The sequence below is a fragment of the Bradyrhizobium macuxiense genome, assembly GCF_007993935.1.
GTDB lineage: Bacteria > Pseudomonadota > Alphaproteobacteria > Rhizobiales > Xanthobacteraceae > Bradyrhizobium > Bradyrhizobium macuxiense_A.
In genome coordinates this window covers 134808-156591 of record NZ_VITY01000005.1, presented here as the reverse complement: position 1 = coordinate 156591, position 21784 = coordinate 134808, and the positions used below count along the sequence as shown (strand labels likewise).

Annotated in this window: 20 protein-coding genes and 1 riboswitch; of the genes, 7 read left to right on the top strand and 13 right to left on the bottom strand. The window is 64.9% G+C overall.

Annotated features, from left to right (window positions below):
* The first annotated feature begins 3 nt into the window (after positions 1–3).
* From FBZ93_RS15110 to FBZ93_RS15090, 5 genes are all read left to right on the top strand, one after another.
* Positions 4–1242, top strand: a complete 1239-nt coding sequence (locus tag FBZ93_RS15110) for a branched-chain amino acid ABC transporter substrate-binding protein (RefSeq protein ID WP_146986732.1) — start codon at positions 4–6, stop codon at positions 1240–1242.
* Positions 1243–1400: 158 nt separating this feature from the next.
* Positions 1401–2348 carry a branched-chain amino acid ABC transporter permease gene (locus tag FBZ93_RS15105; protein ID WP_050423449.1) on the top strand — a complete coding sequence of 316 codons (948 nt, stop codon included), beginning with the start codon at positions 1401–1403 and terminating at the stop codon, positions 2346–2348.
* Positions 2345–3637 carry a branched-chain amino acid ABC transporter permease gene (locus FBZ93_RS15100; protein WP_146986731.1) on the top strand — a complete coding sequence of 431 codons (1293 nt, stop codon included), beginning with the start codon at positions 2345–2347 and terminating at the stop codon, positions 3635–3637. Before FBZ93_RS15105 ends, FBZ93_RS15100 begins: the two co-directional genes overlap by 4 nt.
* Positions 3634–4383 carry an ABC transporter ATP-binding protein gene (locus tag FBZ93_RS15095; protein ID WP_146986730.1) on the top strand — a complete coding sequence of 250 codons (750 nt, stop codon included), beginning with the start codon at positions 3634–3636 and terminating at the stop codon, positions 4381–4383. Before FBZ93_RS15100 ends, FBZ93_RS15095 begins: the two co-directional genes overlap by 4 nt.
* Positions 4383–5078 carry an ABC transporter ATP-binding protein gene (locus FBZ93_RS15090; RefSeq protein ID WP_146986729.1) on the top strand — a complete coding sequence of 232 codons (696 nt, stop codon included), beginning with the start codon at positions 4383–4385 and terminating at the stop codon, positions 5076–5078. The genes FBZ93_RS15095 and FBZ93_RS15090 overlap by 1 nt, the downstream gene beginning before the upstream one ends.
* A 63-nt stretch (positions 5079–5141) precedes the next feature.
* On the opposite strand, the gene FBZ93_RS15085 is transcribed toward FBZ93_RS15090, so the two are convergent.
* Positions 5142–6134 carry a helix-turn-helix transcriptional regulator gene (locus FBZ93_RS15085; RefSeq protein ID WP_146986728.1) on the bottom strand — a complete coding sequence of 331 codons (993 nt, stop codon included), beginning with the start codon at positions 6132–6134 and terminating at the stop codon, positions 5142–5144.
* 538 nt (positions 6135–6672) lie between these two features.
* Here FBZ93_RS15085 and FBZ93_RS15080 point away from each other — a divergent pair.
* A complete protein-coding gene (locus FBZ93_RS15080) occupies positions 6673–6852 on the top strand; it encodes a hypothetical protein (protein WP_146986727.1) in 180 nt (59 codons plus the stop codon).
* A gap of 124 nt (positions 6853–6976) precedes the next feature.
* Positions 6977–8239, top strand: a complete 1263-nt coding sequence (locus FBZ93_RS15075; RefSeq protein WP_146986726.1) for an OpgC family protein — start codon at positions 6977–6979, stop codon at positions 8237–8239.
* 35 nt (positions 8240–8274) lie between these two features.
* Here FBZ93_RS15075 and uca read toward each other — a convergent pair whose 3' ends face one another.
* The 12 genes from uca to FBZ93_RS15015 form a co-directional block, all read right to left on the bottom strand.
* Entirely contained in the window at positions 8275–11817 is a 3543-nt protein-coding gene (uca, locus tag FBZ93_RS15070; RefSeq protein ID WP_146986725.1) for an urea carboxylase, read from the bottom strand.
* Between the two features lie 3 nt (positions 11818–11820).
* The gene (locus FBZ93_RS15065) at positions 11821–12474 is read right to left on the bottom strand and encodes an urea amidolyase associated protein UAAP2 (protein WP_146986724.1); all 654 of its coding nucleotides are present in this window, start codon (positions 12472–12474) and stop codon (positions 11821–11823) included.
* Positions 12471–13316 (bottom strand): urea amidolyase associated protein UAAP1, encoded by an 846-nt coding sequence (locus FBZ93_RS15060; RefSeq protein ID WP_146986723.1) that lies wholly within the window; start codon positions 13314–13316, stop codon positions 12471–12473. Before FBZ93_RS15060 ends, FBZ93_RS15065 begins: the two co-directional genes overlap by 4 nt.
* Positions 13313–14146 (bottom strand): ABC transporter ATP-binding protein, encoded by an 834-nt coding sequence (locus FBZ93_RS15055; protein ID WP_146986722.1) that lies wholly within the window; start codon positions 14144–14146, stop codon positions 13313–13315. The genes FBZ93_RS15060 and FBZ93_RS15055 overlap by 4 nt, the downstream gene beginning before the upstream one ends.
* The gene (locus FBZ93_RS15050) at positions 14143–14961 is read right to left on the bottom strand and encodes an ABC transporter permease (protein WP_146986721.1); all 819 of its coding nucleotides are present in this window, start codon (positions 14959–14961) and stop codon (positions 14143–14145) included. The genes FBZ93_RS15055 and FBZ93_RS15050 overlap by 4 nt, the downstream gene beginning before the upstream one ends.
* 33 nt (positions 14962–14994) lie before the next feature.
* On the bottom strand, positions 14995–16068 hold the full coding sequence (locus tag FBZ93_RS15045; protein WP_146986720.1) for a putative urea ABC transporter substrate-binding protein: 1074 nt from the start codon (positions 16066–16068) through the stop codon (positions 14995–14997).
* A 78-nt stretch (positions 16069–16146) separates the two neighbouring features.
* Positions 16147–16257, bottom strand: a riboswitch (guanidine-I (ykkC/yxkD leader).
* Between the two features lie 285 nt (positions 16258–16542).
* The gene (locus FBZ93_RS15040) at positions 16543–17187 is read right to left on the bottom strand and encodes a glutathione S-transferase family protein (protein WP_146986719.1); all 645 of its coding nucleotides are present in this window, start codon (positions 17185–17187) and stop codon (positions 16543–16545) included.
* A 4-nt stretch (positions 17188–17191) separates the two neighbouring features.
* The gene (locus tag FBZ93_RS15035; protein WP_146986718.1) at positions 17192–17932 is read right to left on the bottom strand and encodes an SDR family NAD(P)-dependent oxidoreductase; all 741 of its coding nucleotides are present in this window, start codon (positions 17930–17932) and stop codon (positions 17192–17194) included.
* Between the two features lie 64 nt (positions 17933–17996).
* Positions 17997–19193: a CaiB/BaiF CoA transferase family protein gene (locus FBZ93_RS15030; protein ID WP_146986717.1), complete on the bottom strand. Its 1197-nt coding sequence runs from the start codon at positions 19191–19193 to the stop codon at positions 17997–17999.
* Between the two features lie 120 nt (positions 19194–19313).
* Entirely contained in the window at positions 19314–20186 is an 873-nt protein-coding gene (locus tag FBZ93_RS15025; protein WP_146986716.1) for an AraC family transcriptional regulator, read from the bottom strand.
* A 230-nt stretch (positions 20187–20416) separates the two neighbouring features.
* A complete protein-coding gene (locus FBZ93_RS15020) occupies positions 20417–21130 on the bottom strand; it encodes a hypothetical protein (RefSeq protein ID WP_146986715.1) in 714 nt (237 codons plus the stop codon).
* 79 nt (positions 21131–21209) lie between these two features.
* Positions 21210–21779 (bottom strand): invasion associated locus B family protein, encoded by a 570-nt coding sequence (locus tag FBZ93_RS15015; RefSeq protein WP_146986714.1) that lies wholly within the window; start codon positions 21777–21779, stop codon positions 21210–21212.
* Between the last annotated feature and the right edge of the window lie 5 nt (positions 21780–21784).

Genomic DNA, 21784 nt, shown 5'->3' with positions numbered 1-21784 from the left:
AGGATGCGCAGGCTGATCGTTGCTGCCACGGCGGCACTGACGGTGTTGGGAGGCGCGGCGTCCGCGCAGGAATCCATCAAGATCGGCTACATCGATCCGCTCTCCGGCGGCGGCGCCAGCGTTGGCGAAGGCGGCCTGAAGACGTTTCAGTATCTCGCCGACGAACTGAACGCCAAGGGCGGCATCCTCGGCCACAAGGTCGAAATCGTTCCGCTCGACAACAAGACCAATCCGCAGGAAAGCCTGGTGCAGGCGCAGAAGGCGGTCGACGCCGGCGTCCACTACATCACCCAGGGCAACGGCTCGTCGGTCGGTGCCGCGCTGGAAGACTTCGTCACCAAACACAATTCGCGCAACCCCGGCAAGGAAGTGCTCTACTTCAACTACGCCGCGGTCGATCCGAGCATGACCAACGAGAAGTGCAGCTACTGGCATTTCCGCTGGGATGCGAACTCGGACATCAAGATGGAAGCGCTGACCAACTACATGAAGGGCCAGCAGTCCATCAAGAAGGTCTACCTGATCAACATGGACTATTCGTTCGGCCAGTCGGTGCGCACTGCTGCGCGCAAGATGCTGGGTGAAAAGCGGCCGGATATCCAGCTCGTCGGCGACGAACTGCATCCGATGCTCAAGGTCACCGACTTCTCGCCCTACATCGCCAAGATCAAGGCGTCCGGCGCCGACACCGTCGTGACCGGCAACTGGGGCCAGGACTTCGCGCTGCTGCTGAAGGCCGCGGCCGACGCCGGCCTCAAGGTCAACTGGTACACCTATTATGCCGGCGGCGCCGGCGGACCGACCGCGATCAAGCAGACCGGTCTCGAGAACCAGGTGTTCCAGATCAGCGAAGGCGTGCCGAACTCCGGCAACAAGGCGGCAATGGACTTCGAGAAGGACTTCCGCGCCAAGACCGGCATTTCCGTGTGGTATCCGCGCGCGGTCAACGAGATGCGGATGTTCAAGGCAGCCGCCGAGAAGGCCAACTCGATCGATCCGGTGAAGGTCGCGGCCGCGCTCGAAGGCGTGAAGTTCGACGTGTTCGACGGCGGTGAAGGCTTCATGCGCAAGGACGACCACCAGTTCTTCCAGCCGATCTACATCTCCTCGTTCGGCTCGCTGGCCGACAAGGCCAAGGAACCGTTCGACGAGGAGAACACCGGCTGGGGCTGGCACATCGTCTCCAAGATCGATACCGCGCAGACGATGCTGCCGACCACCTGCAACATGAAGCGGCCCTGATCGGCCAAACGTCATTCCGGGATGGTGCGCAAGCACCAGACCCGGAATCTCGAGATTCCGGGTTCGATGCTTCGCATCGCCCCGGAATGACCGGTGATAAATTTCCTTCGACAGGTCTTTGATCACGTGAACCGTTCCCATTCTCAAGCGAGTGCACCGTGGCTGAGCTGATCGTCATCTCGACGCTCAACGGCGTCTTGTTCGGCATGCTGTTGTTCCTGCTGTCCAGCGGGCTCACCGTCATCTTCAGCATGATGGGCGTGCTGAACTTCGCGCATGCCAGCTTCTACATGCTGGGCGCGTTCTTCGGTTATCAGCTCACCCGCTGGATCGGCTTTTGGCCGGCGCTGGTGATCGCGCCGCTGCTGGTTGGCGTGGTCGGCATGGGCGTCGAGCGCTACGGCCTGCGCAACACCCACAAGCACGGCCATGTCGCCGAGCTGCTTTTGACCTTTGGTTTGGCTTTCGCGATCGAAGAGATCGTCTCGATGATCTGGGGCAAGAGCCCGGTCGACTACCGCGTCCCGGCAGTGCTCGACTTCCCCGCCTTCACCGTGTTCTCCACCAACTACCCCGCCTACAAGATCTTCATGCTGGTGGTCTCGGTCGTGATCTTCATCGCGCTGCTGGTCACCTTGAAGCGGACCCGGGTCGGCCTGATCGTACAGGCCGCATTGACCCATCCGAGCATGGTCGGCCATCTCGGCCACAATGTCGGCCGCGTGTTCATGCTGGTGTTCGGCGTCGGCAGCGCGCTGGCGGGTCTTGCCGGCGTCATCGCCGGTCCCTCGCTGGTGACGCAGTCCGACATGGCTGCATATCTCGGTCCGATCCTGTTTGTCGTCATCGTGTTCGGCGGCCTCGGCTCGCTGCCCGGCGCCTTCATCGCCTCACTGCTGATCGGATTGATCCAGACTTTTGCGGTCGCGCTGAACGGCTCGCTCGCCAGCGTGTTCGGGCCGCTCGATCCGAGCCTCGGCCCCTCGCCGCTCACCGACATCTGGAACGTCACGATCGCGCAGATCGCGCCGATCCTGCCCTATCTGCTGCTGGTGCTGGTGCTGATCTTCCGCCCGATGGGCCTCTTGGGGACGCGCGAGTCATGACGAACGCTCCCACGCCCTCCCTCGCCGCGGCCAAGCAGGAGTCCGGCGGCGCCCTCGGCTTCTATGGCGTCTGGCTGCTCGCAGCCATAGCGCTCGTGGTGCTGCCGCTGATCTTCTCCTCCGGCGGCTCGCTGACCTCGTTCAGCCTGATCGGCATCGCGATCATCTTCGCGCTGTCCTACAACATCCTGCTCGGCCAGACCGGGCTGCTGTCGTTCGGACACGCGGTGCAGTACGGCCTCGGCGGCTTCCTCGCGGTCCACGTCATGAACGCGGTCGCGAGCCACAACTGGCCGATCCCGCTGCCAGTGATCCCCTTGGTCGGCGGCATCGGCGGCATGGCGTTCGCTTTGCTGGTCGGCTGGGTCATGACCAAGCGCGCCGGCACCGTGTTTGCGATGATCTCGCTCGGCATCGGCGAACTGGTCGCCTCGTCCTCGCTGATCCTGCGCAGCGTATTCGGCGGCGAATCCGGCATCACCACCGACCGCACCTCGCTGATGCCGCTGTTCGGCTGGACCTTCGGGCCGCAGATCCAGGTCTACTATCTGATCGCGTTCTGGGTGCTGGTCTCGGCGATCGCAATGTACGCGCTGACCCGCACGCCGCTCGGGCGCATCTGCAACGCCGTGCGCGACAATCCGGAGCGCGTCGAGTTCATCGGCTACGATCCGCATGTGGTGCGCTACCTCGCCTACATGTTCGCGGGCTTCTTCGCCGGCATCGCCGGTGGGCTGACCGCGATCAATTTCGAGATCGCCAACTCGGCCTATCTCGGCGCCATGCAATCGGGCTTCGTGCTGTTCTCCACCTTCATCGGCGGCACCGCCTATTTCTTCGGTCCGATCCTGGGTGCCATCCTGGTCACCTATCTGCAACTCGGGCTGACCAACGTCACCTCGGTCTGGCAGCTCTATTTCGGCGTCATCTTCATCGGCATCGTGATGTTCGCACCAGGCGGCATCGCCGGGATCCTGATGAAGCACCGTCCGCTGATCCGCGCCGGCACGCTCGGCACCGTGATCCCGTCCTACCTGGTCGCGGCGATTCCGACGCTGGCGTTTGCGCTCGGCATCATCCTGGCCATCGAGACCGTCGCACGCTTCTCCGGTGGCGACCCGATCAACCTGCTCGGCATCCCCTTCGTCGCGACCGCGCCGACCACCTGGGCGGCTGCGGCGGTTCTGGTGGTCGGCGGCTTCCTGATCGCGCGCATCACCTGGCGGCGCGTTGCCGAGGCCTGGGATCGCGCCGCGACGGTGGCCCGTGATCGAGGGTATCTCGCATGACCGCTGCCATCCAAGTCAACGCCGTCGAGAAAAGCTTCGGCAATGTCCAGATCATCCGCGACCTCAATCTGAGCGTCGCGAAGGGCGAGCGTCACGCCATCATCGGCCCGAACGGCGCCGGCAAGTCGACGACGTTCAACCTGATCTCTGGCCACATCAAGCCGACCTCGGGCGAGATCCGCCTGAACGGCGAGGTGACCTCGGGCCTGCGGCCATTCGAGATCAACCGGCGCGGGCTGTCGCGCTCGTTCCAGGTCACCAACGTGTTCGCCCGCATGACGGTGTGGGAGAACGTCCGCTGCGCCGTGCTGTGGGCGACCGGCCACCGCTATGCGTTCTGGAAGAACACCGACAGTCTGCCCGAGGTGAAGCAGCGCACCGCGCAGATCCTCGACGATATCCATCTCAGCCATCGCCGCGACGTTCCGGCGGGCTTGCTCACCTATGCCGAGCAGCGCGAGCTCGAGATCGGCATCACGATCGCCGGCGGCGCCAGCGTCATCATGCTGGACGAGCCGACCGCGGGCATGAGCCACGCCGAGACCGAACGCGCCGTCGCGCTGATCCGCCGCCTCACCGAGGGCCGCACCCTCGTCATCGTCGAGCACGACATGAGCGTGGTGTTCGGCCTCGCCGACCGCATCTCGGTGCTGGTCTACGGCCACATCATCGCCTCCGGCACTCCTGAAGAAATCCGCGGCAACCCGAAGGTCAAGGAAGCCTATCTCGGCGAGGAGGTCGACTGATGCTCGAGGTCAGGAATCTTCACGCCTATTACGGCAAGAGCCACATCCTGCAGGGCGTCGATCTCGACATCGCCGCCGGCGAGGTGGTCAGCCTGCTCGGCCGCAACGGCGTCGGCCGCTCGACCACCGTCAAGGCGATCATGGGCGAGGTGCCGCCGCAGGGCACCATCCGCTTCAAGGGCCAGGACATCGCGGGCCTTCCGAGCTACAAGATCGCCCGCCTCGGGCTCGGCTATGTGCCCGAGCATCGCGACATCTTCCCGAGCCTGACGGTGCGCCAGAACCTGATCCTCGGCATCAAGGACCCGCGCCGGCCCGGCAAGTGGCGGCTGCAGGAGATGCTCGACATGTTTCCCAATCTCGCCCGCCGTGCCGACACGCCGGCAGGCGTGTTGTCGGGCGGCGAGAAGCAGATGCTGACCACCTGCCGCACCTTGCTCGGCGACCCCGAGCTGATGATGATCGACGAGCCGACCGAGGGTCTCGCGCCGCTGATCGTGCAGCAGGTCGGCGAACTGATCGCGCGGATCGCCAAAGCCGGCGTCGCCATCCTGCTGGTCGAGCAGAAGCTGTCGATCGCGATGAAGATCTCGAACCGGGTCTACATCATGGGCCACGGCCGCGTCGTGTTCGAGGGCACGCCCGAGCAGCTCAAGAACAACGCCGCCATTCGCGAGGAATGGCTGGAAGTATAAGGCGGACAGTCTCAGCAATCCGCGAACATCGGCTGTTGGACTACGCAGACGCCTCTTTCTCGATCAGAGTCGCGCGGCTCCGCTGGATCCCTTGCGTCCGAACCGAACGCCGCGCGGTGAATCGCCGAAGCGAGCCCGGAACAAGCGGTTGAAATGCGAAACGTCCGAGAAACCCACCTCCAGCGCGATATCGGAGATTCGCTGACGGCCGGCATCGGACCCGGTGAGCAGCTGGAACGCCCGTTGAAGACGCAACTCATTGAGGCGCTCGGTGAACGATGATCCCGACGACGCCATCAGGCGCTGCAGATAGCGGGGCGAGATGCCCTGCCCGCGTGCGACCGTCTGAACGTTGAGCCCGGGCTCCTCGAAGTGGAGGGCGATGTAGTCGAGTGCTGCATTCTGCCGCGCAGCAACGACGGCGCTCGCGCTGCTCTCGCCCAACGCAGGACAGTCGTCGATTGCGAGCGCGACGAGATCATGGATGTGGTGCACGACCGTCTCACGAAGTCCGGGGGCGCTCAGGGCTCCCGTCTTGAACACCGATTTCAGATATGCCGTGAACAAGCGGAAGGCTTCCGTTTGGTGCCAGATCGGCCGCATGGCCAAGCCTTCCACATCCGTCACGCGTTGCGCAAGCGCCACGCGCGGCACGGCCAGGCCGAATTGCAGTCCTTCGACATAAGTCACGCTGACGGGCTCGGAATGCAGAATTGCGATCGCATCGGTGCCGCGAAGCTCAACGTCCTCGCCGCGCTGCGACAGCCGACTTCTCGCGGACGAGCAGAAGATGACACCGATCGAGTCATCGCCGTCGGCAAGGTTCGCTTGCAAGCGCGCGAAACGCATGGACGTGCCCTTCAGCGCCAGCGTACGCAAACCCTGAACCGCGTGCAGCGACGCATCGGCCTGGAACGGAACGTCCGATAGAGGTTCGATATCGGCGTGCACGATGCATCGTGCAAAGTGCTCGCGCCATAACGGGACCCGAATACGCTCCGGATGGTCGCGCGTCGAAAATCGATGCGATGAAAAATCGGCTGCGTCCGTAGCCATGGGGACCTCCAGCCTTCACAAAACATCAGAACGAAATGCTGCGGCACACCGCAGCCAGTATCTGCATTTTGCAATTCACGCACCGACCTAAGCTCGATCCGTGCGCACGAGTCCAAGAAGCCATGCTACCGGTCTGCTATTCTCACCCGCCTGTGATTGATGCTAATGTGAACTGGTTCACTCGGTGATCAGGATATTACGGGTATAATATTTGTGAAAGTCGCAGCCATATTTCTCCTTTAAGAGGAGGCGGTCGCGACGGCTCTATTTATAATTGCTGCCATCGGATTGAGTTTGGATATTCCTAGCAACGTGCAAAGCGCAAATCAGCTTTACCAACTTGCTGGCAATCGATCGAACTCAGAGAGCTGCGGGCAGGCAAGTATTTTGAAATCGAATTTATTTTGCTGCCATAGCGACATCGCTGGCAGAGTTCATCGGACATAACTATCCCCGGCACCGCTTTTTGCCGCCGGTTGAAATGGTCGAAATCTGTCACGTGGGAATTCAACCTCAGTGATGAAGAAGGCGTTCGATCATGTCCACCATATTCGACATGCTTTATCATGAGTACTGTCGCGCCCGCCTCGCCGAGATGCGGAAGCAGCTTTTGATACCGGTCATCGGCGAGATCTTGCAGCCGCCGTCGGAAGACAGCGATCCTGCTGGCCCCCGAGATTGCGACTGGCCGACGAAAACGTCGCCAACCCTCGGGTAGCCGGAGCACACAATCCCAAGAGTTGGCCGGAGGCTGGTCCGGCACGCGCGCGCATCGGAGCATCCGAGCGCCCCATGGGCCATTGCCCGATGAGGTCGTGCGCGCAGGCCGGACAGATCGACAAATGCATGATCGAACGCACTGCTCGAAACGATTGATCGGCGAAACTCCGCCGGAGTTCAGATCGACCGGCCGCGACCCGCGCATCGATATCTGCCGCGGCATCGCATTATGGTGGATCTTTCTCGATCACATCCCGAACAACGTCGGAAGCTGGCTGACGCTGCGCAACTACGGCTTCTGCGACGCCGCCGAAATATTCATGTTCATCTCCGGCGTCACCTGCGCGCTGGCTTATGGCAGAGCGTATCAGCGCGAGGGCTGGAGGCACATGATCGACCGCTCGCTGCGGCGGGGGTGGGACATCTATGCCGCCTTCCTGCTGCTGACGCTCGCCTGCGCCATCCTTGTCTACGTCGCAGGCAGTGATCGTCTTGCCGACGCGAGCAATACGCGGATTCTATTCGAGCATCCGGGCGCGACCCTCGCGCATGCCGCGGTCCTGCAGTACCGCCCGGTCAATACCGATGTCTTGCCGGTTTTTGTGATCTGTCACGTCCTGTTCGCACCGCTGCTGTGGCTGCTGCTGCGCGCGCCAAACATGACGCTCGGCCTTTCGACGTTGCTCTACGCACTGGTGCACATCTTCGGATGGCGGGTTCCCGCCTGGCCCGACAGCGCCTGGTTCTTCAATCCGCTGGCCTGGCAGCTTCTGATCGTGCTGGGCGCATGGAGCGTCATCGAGGGGCAGAGGGCCCGAAGGTGGGTGACGTCGCGCCCTGCTCTTGTGCTGTCCATCCTCTATCTGGCGTTCAGCCTGGTCCTTGCACTGGGCCAGGGCAGCAAGTCACTGCTCCCGCAGACTTTGACGGATCTGCTGTTTCCATTGGACAAATCGAATCTGAGTCCGTTGCGACTGCTGCATTTCCTGGCTCTCGCGATCGTGGCGTTGCAGCTCGTTCCCCAGGGTTGGCGAGGACTGTCGGCGCCGCTGCTGCGCAGCGCGAGAAGCTGCGGCGAGAACTCACTACCGATCTTTTGTCTCGGCGTCCTGCTGGCGCTCGTCAGCCAATTCGATCTGTTCGACGTATCGAACAGGCCTTCGATTCAGATTGCGCTCAGCGTTGCAGGCGTCATGGTGATGATCGTGTTCGCGATGCTCCTGAACGCCCTCGGAACCAGGGGTGACCGACAGTCCCCGGTGAGCGCATCCGATCGAGACATCCCCTCCGCCGGTGCGAACTGGGAAGTTCCGACGGCACACGCAGGACCGCTGCTGGTCCGCCTGAGAACCCGCGCAGCATCCGCATCCGCGCCACCGTCGTGAATTAGGCGGACGTTACATCTCGATGCGCACCCGTCCTAACCCGGCCGGAGCAACGCCACGACGTCGCCGGCGCGCAGCGTCTGGCCGGGCTTGACCGGCACCGACGCGATGCGGCCTGCCGCCGGGGAGAGCACCGAGATCTCCATCTTCATGGACTCGATGATGGCGAGCGTGTCGCCGGCTGCGACCGCGGCGCCCTCCTCGACCAGGATCTTCCAGATGTTGCCCGGCACCTCGGAGAAGGCGCCGATCTGACCATCGGGAATACCCTTCGCTGTGGCGCTCACATCGAGCGTCTCCGCCGGCGCCTCGTCGAGCTTCATCTCGCGCCAGCGCTGACGCTCGGCGTCGAACGCCGCCTGCTGGGTCGCCTTGAACGCGGCAATCGATGGCTGCATCTCGGCCAGCTGCCTGGCATAGCCGGCGTAGGAGAACTCGCCCTGCTCGATCCGGATGTCGTATTGCCCGTGCGGGAATGCGGCGCGGGCGTCGAGCAGTTCGTCGGCGTCGATCGGAAAGAAGCGGATCTTGTCGAAGAACCGCAGCAGCCAGGGATGGCCGGGCTCGAACACCGGCGTCGTGCGCCAGCTGTTCCAGACCTGGATGGTGCGGCCGAACAGCTGGTAGCCGCCCGGCCCTTCCATGCCGTAGATGCACATATAGGCGCCGCCGATCCCGACCGCATTCTCCGGCGTCCAGGTCCGCGCCGGATTGTACTTCGTGGTCACGAGGCGATGCCGCGGGTCGAGTGGCGTTGCCACCGGCGCGCCGAGATAGACGTCGCCAAGGCCGAGCACGAAATAGTCGGCGTCGAACACGACGCGGCGGACATCGTCCTCGCTGCCGAGCCCGTTGATGCGCCGAATGAACTCGACATTCGAGGGACACCACGGCGCATCCGCGCGCACCAGCTCCTGATACTTGCGCATCGCAAGCTCGGCCTGCGGATCGCGCCATGACAGCGGCAGATGCACGGTGCGGCTCGGCACCCGCATCGCATCGACATCAGGCAATTCGCGCTCGATCCGCCTGAGCACGTCGAGCAGTTTTCCGCGCGACAGCGCCGTACCGTCATAATGGATCTGCAGCGAGCGGATGCCGGGCGTCAGATCGATCAGGCCGCCGAGCTTCGCCTCTTCCAGCGCCTGCGCCAGCACATGGACGCGCAGCCGCAGCGCGATGTCGAGCTCCATCGGACCGTATTCGACCAGGAGATTGTCGTCGCCGGCGCGGCGGTACACCACCGGGATCGGGCCGTCCTCGTTGCGGCCGACAATGGCCGAACCGAGCTCGGGCGCACGCAGCACCGTGGGCCCGGCAACCGGATCGTCGCGCTTCACCGCGACGAAGCGAACGGTGTCGCCGGGCCGGAGCTGGCCGACCTTCCAGAGCTCGTCGCGCGCGACGACGGCCGGACAGACGAAGCCGCCGAGGCTCGGGCCGTCGGGCCCGAGAATGATCGGCATGTCGCCGGTGAAATCAATCGAGCCGATCGCATAGGCATTGTCGTGGATGTTCGACGGATGCAGCCCGGCCTCGCCGCCGTCGGCCCGCGCCCAGCGCGGCTTCGGGCCGATCAACCGCACGCCGGTGCGGGCGCTGTTGAAGTGCACCTCGTAGCTCGACGCAAACAACGTCTCGATGTCCTCGTCGAGGAAAAAGTCCGGCGCGCCATGTGGGCCGTAGACCACACCGATCTGCCACGCTGATGTGAGCTGCGGCTGTTCGTCCGCCGTTGCGCGCCGAGCAGCGGCAAGGCTCGGCGTCTCGGCACCGATATGCAGCACGTCGCCGGCCTTCAGCGAGCCCGTCGCATGGCCGCCGAACGCACCGAGCGCGAACACGGCGCGCGAGCCGAGGATCTCTGGCACATCGATGCCGCCGCGCACGGCGAGATAGCTGCGCTGGCCCGGGCCCTTGATGCTGCCGATGACCAGTGTCTGGCCGGCACGCACCGCGACCGGTTCGTCGTAGGCAATCTCGGCGCCGTCGAGCGATGCCCTCATGCGCGCGCCTGCGAGCGCGACGATCGCACCGGAGTTGAAGCGCAGGGTCGGCCCGTTGACGGTCAACTCCAGCGCGGTCGTTGCTTCCGGATTTCCGACCACACGGTTGGCAAGCCGAAACGACCGTTCGTCCATCGGGCCGCTCGGCGGCACGCCGACATGCCAGAGATGCAGCCGGCCGGGCAATTCCTGCACCCCGCTCTGCGCACCTGGCGCGACGACGTCGATGGTGCGGGGACGATAGGCGAATTCGCCGAGCACGCTGGTCGCCACCTGCCCGCTGCGGAACACGTCCGAGGCGGCGATCGCACGCAGATAGTCGAGATTGGTCTCGATGCCGGCGACGACCGTCTCATCGAGCGCCTGCGAAAGCCGCGCGATCGCGGCCTCGCGCGTTTCGGCGGCAACGATGATCTTGGCCAGCATGGGATCGTAGAACGGCGTCACCTCGGTGCCGGTCTCGATCCAGCCGTCGATCCGTGCGTCCGGCGAGAATGTCACCTGCGTCAGCCGGCCCGCGCTCGGACGGAATCCTGCGCCCGGGTTCTCGGCATAGAGCCGTACCTCGATCGCCGCGCCCTTGGGCGCCAGCGTGCTCGCGTGCGCCAGCACGTCCTCGCCGGCCGCCTGCCGGATCATCCACTCGACGAGATCAGCGCCGTAAACCTGCTCGGTGACGGGATGCTCGACCTGAAGGCGGGTATTGACCTCGAGGAAGTAGAAATCCTCGCGCTCGACGTCGTAGATGAACTCCACGGTGCCAGCGGATTCGTAGCTTACCGCCTCGCCGAGCGACACTGCCGCCGCATGCAGCCGCCGCCTGATCTCGGCCGAGAGCCCCGGCGCGGGCGTCTCCTCAAAAACCTTCTGGTTGCGCCGCTGCAGCGAGCAGTCGCGCTCGCCGAGCGCGACCACGTCGCCCTTGCCGTTGCCGAAGATCTGCACCTCGATGTGGCGCGCTCGGGCGACGAACCGCTCGAGATAGACCCGGGCATCGCCAAAACTCGCCCGCGCGGTGCGCTGCACCGATTCGAACCGCTCGCGCAGCGTCGCCATGTCGTGGCAGAGCTGCATGCCGATGCCGCCGCCGCCCGCCGTGCTCTTCAGCATGACCGGAAAGCCGATCGCTTCCGCCTGCTGCACTGCCTCGTCGATGGTCCCCAAGAGGCCAGAGCCAGGCAGCAGCGGCACGCCGCTTTGCTCGGCGATCTCACGTGCCTTGTGCTTGAGGCCGAAGGCGTCGAGATGCTCCGGCCGCGGCCCGATGAACTTGATGCCGTGCTCAGCGAGCCGCTCGGCAAAGCGGCGGTTCTCCGACAGGAAGCCGTAGCCGGGATGCACCGCCTCGGCGCCGGTCGCAAGACACGCCGCCATGATGGCATCGACGTTGAGGTAGCTCTCGGCGGCGGGCGCAGGGCCAATGCGCACCGCCTCGTCGGCCTCGAGCACCGGCCGGGTGAAGCGGTCGGCGTCGGAATAGACCGCGACCGAAGCGATGCCCATATGGCGCAATGTTCTGCCGATCCGCCCGGCGATCTCGCCGCGGTTGGCAATCAGGACCTTGCTGAACATGCCTCACGCCTCCGGCTCGGAGATCGTCGCATCGAAGATCGTGACTTGCACCGGCGTCGGGAAGAAGCCGTTGCAGGGATTGTTGATTTGCGGGCAGTTCGAGATCAGGCAGAGCACGTCCATCTCGGCGACCAGCTCGATGGCGTCACCGGGCTTCGAGACGCCGTCGACCACGGTGAAATTGCCGGCGGGGTCGATCGGCACGTTCATGAAGAAATTCAAATTCGGCACGATGTCGCGCTTCGACAGCCCGTATTTCGCGGCCTCGATCACAAAATTCTCGCGGCAGGCGTGCTGGTAGCGGGTCTGGTGACCGAACCGCACGGTGTTGCTCTCGCAGGAGCAGGCGCCCGCCGACGTATCATGCAGGCCGCAACTGTCGGCCGTGACGCGCAGCATCACGCGGCCTTCATTGGACATGATACTGGTGCCGAGGCCGACATAGGCAGAGCCTTGCGCGCGCAGCGTATCCTGGCCGCTGTAGCGCTCGCCGAAATCGTCGGCACAATAGAACAGCGTATCCACCGCCTGCTGGCCGTGGGTATCGGTGATTCGCAAGGTCTGGCCCTTGCGGATGATCGCCGACCACGGCTTGCGCGCAGGAATTTCGACATCGAGGACGACGCGACCGCGCGTCTGAACGGATTGCGTGGTCATCGCGCGGCTCCTTCCAGAGCTTCGCCGAAATACAGCGCGTTGTTCTCATAGGCGCGAACCGCCTCCGCGGTCGCGGTGCGGCAAAGATCGTCCGCCGTGGGCGCATCGGCGCGGTAGCGCACGATCTCCACGCTCGCCTGCGGATAGGCCGCAGCAGGATCGAGCGGATGCGGACAATTCGACAGCGCGATCAGCAGATCCATTTCCGCGCGAAGCTCGACGAAGTCGCCCTTCTCGCGACGCCCCTCCGACCAGACAAACTTGCCGTCGGCGTCGATCGCGACCGGCGCGAAGAAGCTGACGCAGGGATGCACGTCGCGGCGGTCGAGCCCGAGCTTCATCGCAGCGAGAATGAAATTGTCGCGCGTGTTGCGGAAATTCCCGTCGCCGTAGTTCGCCAGGTTGGTCGCTGATGTCGAGCCGCCGACCACGGCATCATGCGCGGCGCTGGTGTCCTCGGTGATGCCGAGCAGCGCGCGCCCCATGTCGGACAGCAGCACGCGTCCCTTCTGCAGCCGTGCCGCCCACTGCACCTTGATGGTGTCGGCGTGGTTGAGCCGTTCACTGGGATCGGCCGCGTTCCAGGCCAGCAGGCTGACGGTCGATTTCCCCGACGTGTTGACGATGCGCAGCGCGTCGCCGCGGTTCAGCCGTGTGGTCCAGTACCAGCCAGCCGGAATCACCTCGCGATGGATGATTGAATCGGCGGCGATCAGCGCGCCGTCGCGCGCGGTCGGCGACGGCAGCGCCCGCGGCGCGTGCTCCTGCCCCGCCGCCTTCAGCTCGTTGTAGCGTCGGGTATGCGCCGCGACCTCGGCCTTCTGTTCCTCTGTGAGGATCATGGTTGCTCCTTCAAGACGAGAGCGCCGGGCCGTCCCGGCTGATGCTCCTTGCCTGACCGGGTCGTCCCGGCCGGAGCTGGTTGAACTGTGGTCCGCAGCTCGGCACTGCGGCGCGGAAAGATCTCGAGGTCGCGCGACACGGTGGCGCCGTAACGCTCGCGCTCCTCGGGCCGGTTGCGGGACCGTTCCAACGCGATCACGCGCGTGGCGAGCCCGAAGGCTTCACTGAGGTCATGCGTCACCATCACGACCGTCAGATGGGTCTCGTTCCACAGCCGCTTCATCAGGACGTGGATGTCGGCGCGGATGCCCGGGTCAAGCGCGCCGAACGGCTCGTCGAGCAGCAGGATCTTCGGGCCGCGCATGATCGCCTGCGCCAGCGCGAGGCGCTGCTGCATGCCGCCTGACAGCGCCGACGGATATTTGCTCTCCTGACCGGCGAGGCCGACCTCGGCGAGCAGCTTCATGGCATCGTCGGCGGCCGCGCGGCGTGCGGCGCCGAACAGCCGGCCAATGAACTTTGCGTCGCGCAACTCGCGGCCGAGCATGACGTTCTGCAGCACGGTGAGATGCGGAAACACCGAGTAGCGCTGAAACACCACGCCGCGATCGGCGTCCGGCTCGGCGAGCAAGGGCTTGCCGTCGACCAGGATCTGGCCGCGGCTCGGCTGCTCCTCGCCGAGCAGCATGCGCAACAACGTGGTCTTGCCGCAGCCGGACGGGCCGACCAGCGCAATGAAGGCGCGCGGCTCGACCTCCATCGTGATGCGCTCGAGCACGATGTGGTCGCCATATTCCTTCCAGACGTCATCGAAACGGATCGCGCTCATTCCGCCCTCACCGAGGCAAACCAGGGAAACGCCTTGCGTTGCAGGACGCGCAGGCCGACATCGATCAGGAACGCCAGCAGCGTGATCCAGGCGACGTAGGGGATGATGACGTCCATCGCGAGATAGCGCCGCACCAGGAAGATCCGGTAGCCGAGCCCGGAATCGGACGCGATCGCCTCGGCCGCGATCAGGAACAGCCACGCCGGGCCGAGTTGCAGCCGCAGCACGTCGATCAGCCGCGGCAGGGTTTGCGGCATCGCGACGCGCAGCGCGATCTGCCAGGTCGAGGCGCCGAGCGTCTGCGCCTTGACGATCTGCTCGCGTGGCAGCTCCTGCACTTTCATGGCGAGATCGCGGATCATGCAGGGCAGCGTCCCGATCACGATCAGCGCGATCTTCGAGTTCTCCCCCAACCCCATCACGATGAACAGGATCGGCAACAATGCCAGCGGCGGCACCATCGAGGTGACCGACACGAACGGTCCGAGCAAGGCGTTGGCGCCGGGCAACAGCCCGATCACGATGCCGAGCACCAGCGCCGCCACCGTCGAGATCAGAAGCGCAGACCCCAGTCGCCCCAGGCTGGCGACGGTGTCGGAGGCCATCAGATAGCCGCCGGTGCGCGGGTCGACCTCGAACGCCATCTGCTTGACCGCCTGCACCATGCTCGGCAACGCCGGCAGCAGCTTGTCGTTCGGGTTCTGCGCGAGCCGCGCGCTGGAGCCGGCGAAGTAGGCGATTGCGACCAAGAGGAACGGCAGCGCGAGCAGATAGAACCGCGTCTGCCGTCCCGGCCGTATGTTCACGAGTCGCATCGTCGGTTCCTGCTTGGGGGTCACGCGGTGGCGTCAGAGCTTGCCTTTGGCGGCTTCGTCCATGTAGGTCGGATCGAAACGCAGCTTGACGTTCGCCTTGTCGCCCAGCACCGACTTGTCGGCGAGTTCGATGCCGACGGCGTCGGCCGATTTCGCGCCCTTGCCGAGCAGATCCTTTTCGAACAGGAACTTGCGGACGCGATCCATGGTCGCTCCGACGGTCTTGCTGCGCGTAAAGGCTTCGGCGTCGGTTGCCTTGTCGAACAGTTTGGTGGTCGAGAGCTGGCTGTCGAAGCCGGCGAGGTCGGTGCCTGAGGCCTTGGCCATCGCCTCCTTGGCGGCCTTCGCGGCGGGATCGTTCGCCGTCATCCTGGAGAGCGTCTCGTACCAGATGCCCACCAGCGCCTTGGCGAAATCCGGATTGTCCTTGGCGACCGCGGTGTTCACCACCATCAGGTCCATGATCTCGCCGGGGATCTGCGAGGAATCGAACACCTTCCTGGCGTCAGGCGAGCCGAGGATTTCCGTCACGATCGGATTCCAGGTCACGACCGCATTGACATCAGGCGTCTTGTAGGCGGCCGCGATATCGGCATCCGACGTGTTGACGACCTTGACGTCCTTCTCGCTCAGCTTGCTGGTCTCCAGCGCCCGCGCCAGCAGATAGTGCGACACCGAGAACTCGACCAGATTGACCGTCTGTCCCTTGATCGCGGCGAGGTCGGACTTGTTCTTCAGGATCACGGCGTCATTGCCGTTGGAGAAGTCGCCCATCACGACGGCTGTCGTGTCGACGCCGCCGGCCGCCGGAATCGACAGCGCATCCATGTTGGTGATGGTGACGGCATCATAGCCGCCGGCGGTGTACTGGTTGATCGATTCGACGTAGTCGTTGAACTGCTTGACCTCGATCGCGATGCCGTATTTGTCGGCCCACTTCTTGACGATGCCGGTGTCGGCCGCATAGCCCCACGGCATCCATCCGACATAGATCGACCAGGCGACCTTGAAGCTTTTCCTCGGCGCGGCGTCGGCCGCAGGCGCGGCCGCGAGCACGACCGCGCAGCCGATGACAACAGAGCGAAGGAAGAAAGAGAACTTGTTCATTGCCGATCCCTCTTGCGAAACTTCACAAAAAGGGACTGGCGAAAAGACCATCGCTCCGCCAATCCCTTGGCTAACGAGGTCTCCCGGGCTTTTATCCCGCCGTGCACCTGCGGGGATGTCTCCCCCGCAAGCGGCTGCTCTCGGACCAGCATCTTGCCTGACAAGATCGGAACCCTAGCGGCCAACTCAACGCCCTTGATGCACGAGCCGTGCCACAGAGTCGGCGTTTGAATCTCATGAGATTTCCCGCGCGCTGCGCTCGGCTACAATGACGCCCTGCTTAAAAACTACGCAGGCCTGCCCAGAAATGGCTCTGTCATTTCACCGACGTCGTGAGCAGGATGACGTCGAGGGGGATGTTCGATGCGCAAGCTCTTGAGTGCCCTGTGTGGCAGTCTCTGGCGTGGCCTGCACGGCCGCTATGGCCTCGCACCGACATGCGATGTCGGCGGAGCAAAGAGGCCGTAGGACCGGTCAGGCCTTCACCGTATTGACCGCGACGCTTTCCTTGTAGGCCGGCCGCGCGGTGACGCGGTCGAGATAGGGCGTCGCGACGTCGCAGACCCCGACGCCGTAGTCGATCGCCCATACCAGGCAGGTCGCGAGCAAAATATCCGCGCTGGTGAACTGATCGCCCATCAGATATCTGCGTCCGTCCGACAGTGCGACTTCCACGTGCCGGAGCTGCTGGCGGAAATACTCGGCGGCCTTGCCGACGACGTCGGGCGCGTGGCCGTAGATATGCGCAAGACCCTGGAGGCCGTGGCGGCGCATCACGTAAAGGCTGGTCGAGTCCAGCTCGGCCACGATGAAGAAGCACCATTCCAGCCAGCGCGCGAAATCGCGGGCTTCGACCGGCACCAGCGCAACATCGGGATTGGAATAGGTGCGCGCCAGATAGGCGACGATCGCGGCGCTCTCCCCGATCGTGAAGTCGCCATCCTGCAGCAGCGGTATCTTCTGGCGCGGGTTCAGTTGGGTGTATTCGGGAGTCTTGGTCTCGCCCGAGCGCGGCAGGATCGGCCGGCAGCGATAGTCCAGGCCCAGTTCATGCAACGCCCAATGGGCCCGGATCGTCCGCGATGTCCCCACGCCCCACAGCGTTAGCGTCTCCGGCATGGCATCACCATTTCTCGACCGATGGCCGCAGATCGATTTCATGGCTCCAACCGTCGCGGCTTTGCTGGTGGACGAACCAGTAGGCCTCGGCGATCGAGGATGTCTTCGTCAGGGAATCCGGCGCGATCTCCGACGCGTCGATGCCCCTGTCGGCCATCCGCTGGTGAATGGCCGGGCTATCGACGCCGGCATCGATCAGGAGATGGGCGACATGAACGTTCTTCGGCCCGAGCTCGCGCGCCATCGCCTGGGCGACCGCGCGCAAGCCGAACTTCGCGGACGCAAAGGCGGCAAAGCCGCTGCCGCCGCGCACGCTCGCCGTCGCACCGGTGAACAGCATGGTGCCGCGACCGTGCCGCAGCATGTGCCGCGTCGCCTCGCGTCCGACCAGGAAGCCGGCGAAGCAGGCGAGCTCCCAGGCCTTGAAGAACAGCTTTTCGCTGGTCTCGTGCAGGTCTTTCTTCACGTTCGAGCCGGCATTGAACAGGCAGACCTCGATCGGCCCGATCTCGCGTTCGACCCGCTCGCACAGCTCCTGCACCTCGGTCTCGCGCCGCGCGTCGACGGCGAATGCATGCACCTTGCGTCCGGCGCCGGTCAGTTCCTCCATCAGCGCGCCCGATTTCGCCGGATCGCGCCGCGCGATGCAGACGGAGTAGCCGCCGGCGGCGAACCGCCGCGCGACCGCGGCCCCGATCGCATCGCCCGCGCCAACCAGCAAGGCGGTCTTGTTCGTCTCGGCCATAGGATATCTCCCACCGACGGCGGTTCTTCAGTTCGACAATGCTGACGTTGCGCGGCGCGGCCGTTCAGACCGCGCGCACGGCCTTCTGCGCGATCATCGCTTCGATGGCGGCGTCGCCGTAACCGAGGTCGCGCAGCACCTGCCTGGTGTGCTGGCCGATGCGCGGAGCCGGGCCGCCGATCGCGGCGGCATCGACCTCGAACCGCGCCGCGGGCTTCGGTTGCCGCACGGTGCCGACGCCGGGCTGCTCCAGCTCGGCGATCAGCCCGCGGGCCACCACCTGCTCGTTGGCGATGATCTCGCCGCGCCGCAGGATCGGCGCGCATGGCACGTCGGCCGCATCGAGCCGCGCCAGCCATTCGGCGGTGGTGTGCTTGCCGATATAGTCCTGCATCTTGTTGATGCGTGCCGTCGCATTGACCGAGCGCGACGCCGGCGTCGCGAAGCGTTCATCGGCGGCAAGCGCGGGATCGCCGGTCGCCTTGCAGAAGCCCTGCCATTCGGAATCGGAGATCGTCCCGCAGGTGAGATAGCCGTCCGAAGTCTGGAACACGAGATCGGGACGATCGTTCGGATCCGACGCGGTCTGCTCGCGGCCGACCACGGTGTATTGCATCATGCTTTCCGGCCAGAGATAGGCGATCATCGCGTCGAGCATCGCCACCTGGATGTGCTGCCCGCGGCCGGATTTCTCGCGGACATACAGTGCCGCCGTGATCGCCTGCGCGGCATAGACCGCCGTCGTCTTGTCGGCGACGATGGTGCGGATCATCTGCGGGCGGTTGGTGACGGGCTGTGCCTGCACGTCGCAGAAGCCCGACAGCGCTTGCACGATGGGGTCATAGACGCGCTTCTTGGCATAGGGCCCGTCTTCGCCGACGCCGCTGATCGAGACATAGATCAGCCGCGGGTTCTTCTTGCGCACCTCGTCCGGAGCGAGCCCGAGACGTTCCATCGTACCAGGCCGGAAATTCTGCACCAGCACGTCGGCTTGCAAGACCAGCTTGCCCAGCACGTCGCGTCCGGCATCGGTCTTCATGTCGATCGAGAGCGAGCGCTTGCCGCGGTTCGACGAGATGAACAGCGCCGAGAATTCGCCGGTCTTGTCGACATTGGCCCGGCTGCGGCGGGTGATGTCGCCGCCGATCGGCTCGACCTTCAGGACATCCGCGCCCTGATCGGCCAGAAACATCGTCGCGAACGGGCCCGAGACGACGCCGGTCAGATCAAGTACGCGAACTCCCGCCAATGGCCCTGACATGCGTTGTTTCCTTCTCCGATGCGCGGACGCGACCCATTCTTGAGCGCAACCCCGGCTTACGACGGCGCAGCCACAGCCGCTTGCGGGAAACCGCCGCGACTTGCAAAAAAGCGCCGAAACTCAGGCCCGGCGCTGCTGCCGGAACGCCGACGGGCTCATGCCCGTGGCCTGCCGGAACGCCGACGAGAAATGCTGGGCGTGGCTGAAGCCCGAGGCCAGCGCGATGCTGGTCAGGCTCTCGTCGGTGTCGCCGAGGCGGCGCTTGGCCGATGCGATGCGCAGGCCGAGCACGTAGCGATGCGGGCTGGTGCCCGTGCTCTCCTGGAAGGCGCGCAGGAAATGCCGCTTGCTCAGGCCGGCGACATCCGACAGCGCCGACAGCGAAATCGTCTCGCCGAGGTTTGCGCGGACGAACTCCTCGATCCTGCGCAGCTTCAGCGCCGGCAATCCGCCGCGGCTCGGCGGCTTCGGAGCCTCCGCTCCACGCGACAACCGCGCCATATGGGCCAGCGCCTGGCTGGCCCAGCCTTCGGCGAACAGGTCGAACAGATTGTCGGGCGTTGCGGCCTCCTCGCTGAGTTCGGCGAGGCCGCGGCAGAGCTGGGCGTGGCCGAACGCAATCGCCGGCCGTTCGATCACGCCGTTCAGGCGGCTCTGCACGAACGTTGGATCGAGGAACACGACGACATAGTCGAATGCGGGCCCGACCGACCATTCACCCTCGATCTCGGTGCCGGCGGGAAACAGCGCGAGATTTGCCGCCTCGGAAAAATCGTACTCGACGGGCCGGCCGTTGATCCTGGCCCGCAGGCGCGAGCAGCCGTTGCGGAACCAGAACAGGGTCAACTCGGGCTGGCGGAAGTGCCAGTTCATGCGGGGCCGCGAGGTTCGGCTGAGCAGCTCGACCCTGATCGGCTTCGACCGCGCAATGACGGAAGACACCAGTTCACCGCCGACGTGGCGGACAAACCGCTCCGGACGCGCTTCCTCCATGGGACATCTCCTCCGCGTTTGGCACGGATGGTAAGTTCCAAATCAGAATTGACGATCCGGCGGCGGAAATCCAGCCCTTTATCGGCTGATCGCCAAGATGTCAGCGAGCTGATGCAGGGAACAGCGGCGCGCCTGATCACGGGTAGCGGCAGCAGCACCGTCGATGGCGGCAAAAGTCCCTGATCGGTGCCGAGCAGGCCGACCATCGGCACCGCGCTCGAGCGGCCACGTTACCCCGCGACCCGCAGCGCGGTCACGGCGACGCAGGCATTGCCGAACGGGATCAGCACCACCTGCGCGCCGTTCGACAGCGCGACCGTCGCGAGTTCGCCGAGCGCGCCGCTTTGCCCGTTGAGCTTGGCGAGTTCGGCGGCAACCGTCGAGCAGTTCTCGGTCCGCGGCGTCACCCGCACCAGATTGCCTTCGCAGGCCGATCCAACCGGCGCAGCAAACACGATCCCGGCGGCCTGCTGGGCCGTATTGCCCTGCGGGGCTTGGTTGCCTTGCGGCGCTTGATTGGCCTGCGGGGCCTGGTTCGGTGCGAGCGCGACCAGCGACTGCACCGAATGCGAATTGCCGGCCTTGGCGTCCCATTGCGACTGCGCGGTGTAGTTGGAATTCATCGCAAGACCGCGGCCGAGTGTCCCGAACAGGTTGGCGCAGGTCACGATGTTGCCCTGCCGGGCGTGCTCGTCGAACACGGTCGGCTGCTGTCCCGCCTGCTGCGGCTGAACGGATGCTGCTGCAGAGGGTGGCGTCTGCGCCTCCTGCGCACGCGACTTGTGCGGCGGCGGCTTGGCAGCGGCGGCGGGCTTCTTGGCCGGAGCCGGTGCAGCCGGCTGCAATGGTATCGGCTGCGCCTGCTGCGCGTAGACCACGACGCCGGCGGCACCGAGCGCGGCCACGACGACCGCAACAAAGATCAATCCAAGGGTGCGCCGCATCGACCATTCTTCCTTTTCACTTCGCACTTCAGTTTTGAGCCGGATGCCGGAATTCCACATCCGCATGTCCGACCTCGCTTCATTTGAGTTTCGCCAGCACGCCGGACAGTCCGTCCAGCGGCGCCTCCAGCGTGATCGGTCCGCCCTGCGGAAGCGGATAGGACACGAGGCACGGCGTCGCCGCGCGGATATGCCGCTTCAGCACGTTGCCGATCGCAATCGTGGCAAAGCAGAAATTGGCGTCGCAGCGATCGGTCTGCGCGACGATACGGTCCGGACTATCGCCCATCGCGAGCTCGATCTGCGCGCCGACCCCGGCGGCCGCGGGGATCCGCATCGCCATCAGCGGTTTGCCGTCGGCGGTCGCAATCAGCGACCAGTTGAAGGCGACCGCGCCCTGGGCGTTGACGATCGACTGCGTGACATTGCAGACCCGGCGCTTCGATTTCAGGCTCTCGTCGCAGATCAGGGTCCAGTTCTTGAACGGCTGGATCATCCGCCTGAACTCGCCAAGCGTCTCGCCGTCCGGCACCATGACGTCGGACGGCTTGACGGTGTAGGCGGACGGCGGCGCGCCTTGCGCATCCGCGCCCGCCGCCTCGCCGAGCCAGATTGCCAAAGCCAGGCACGCCAGCCGCCTCGTCGCCATCAGGG

Coding starts and splice junctions, on each gene's coding strand:
- FBZ93_RS15095 (WP_146986730.1), top strand. CDS start 3,634: ATGACCGCTGCCATCCAAGTCAACGCCGTCGAGAAAAGCTTCGGCAAT.
- FBZ93_RS15040 (WP_146986719.1), bottom strand. CDS start 17,187: ATGCCGGAGACGCTAACGCTGTGGGGCGTGGGGACATCGCGGACGATC.
- FBZ93_RS15075 (WP_146986726.1), top strand. CDS start 6,977: ATGCATGATCGAACGCACTGCTCGAAACGATTGATCGGCGAAACTCCG.
- FBZ93_RS15035 (WP_146986718.1), bottom strand. CDS start 17,932: ATGGCCGAGACGAACAAGACCGCCTTGCTGGTTGGCGCGGGCGATGCG.
- FBZ93_RS15065 (WP_146986724.1), bottom strand. CDS start 12,474: ATGACCACGCAATCCGTTCAGACGCGCGGTCGCGTCGTCCTCGATGTC.
- FBZ93_RS15100 (WP_146986731.1), top strand. CDS start 2,345: ATGACGAACGCTCCCACGCCCTCCCTCGCCGCGGCCAAGCAGGAGTCC.
- FBZ93_RS15015 (WP_146986714.1), bottom strand. CDS start 21,779: ATGGCGACGAGGCGGCTGGCGTGCCTGGCTTTGGCAATCTGGCTCGGC.
- FBZ93_RS15110 (WP_146986732.1), top strand. CDS start 4: ATGCGCAGGCTGATCGTTGCTGCCACGGCGGCACTGACGGTGTTGGGA.
- FBZ93_RS15085 (WP_146986728.1), bottom strand. CDS start 6,134: ATGGCTACGGACGCAGCCGATTTTTCATCGCATCGATTTTCGACGCGC.
- uca (WP_146986725.1), bottom strand. CDS start 11,817: ATGTTCAGCAAGGTCCTGATTGCCAACCGCGGCGAGATCGCCGGGCGG.
- FBZ93_RS15045 (WP_146986720.1), bottom strand. CDS start 16,068: ATGAACAAGTTCTCTTTCTTCCTTCGCTCTGTTGTCATCGGCTGCGCG.
- FBZ93_RS15060 (WP_146986723.1), bottom strand. CDS start 13,316: ATGATCCTCACAGAGGAACAGAAGGCCGAGGTCGCGGCGCATACCCGA.
- FBZ93_RS15090 (WP_146986729.1), top strand. CDS start 4,383: ATGCTCGAGGTCAGGAATCTTCACGCCTATTACGGCAAGAGCCACATC.
- FBZ93_RS15025 (WP_146986716.1), bottom strand. CDS start 20,186: ATGGAGGAAGCGCGTCCGGAGCGGTTTGTCCGCCACGTCGGCGGTGAA.
- FBZ93_RS15050 (WP_146986721.1), bottom strand. CDS start 14,961: ATGCGACTCGTGAACATACGGCCGGGACGGCAGACGCGGTTCTATCTG.
- FBZ93_RS15080 (WP_146986727.1), top strand. CDS start 6,673: ATGTCCACCATATTCGACATGCTTTATCATGAGTACTGTCGCGCCCGC.
- FBZ93_RS15055 (WP_146986722.1), bottom strand. CDS start 14,146: ATGAGCGCGATCCGTTTCGATGACGTCTGGAAGGAATATGGCGACCAC.
- FBZ93_RS15020 (WP_146986715.1), bottom strand. CDS start 21,130: ATGCGGCGCACCCTTGGATTGATCTTTGTTGCGGTCGTCGTGGCCGCG.
- FBZ93_RS15030 (WP_146986717.1), bottom strand. CDS start 19,193: ATGTCAGGGCCATTGGCGGGAGTTCGCGTACTTGATCTGACCGGCGTC.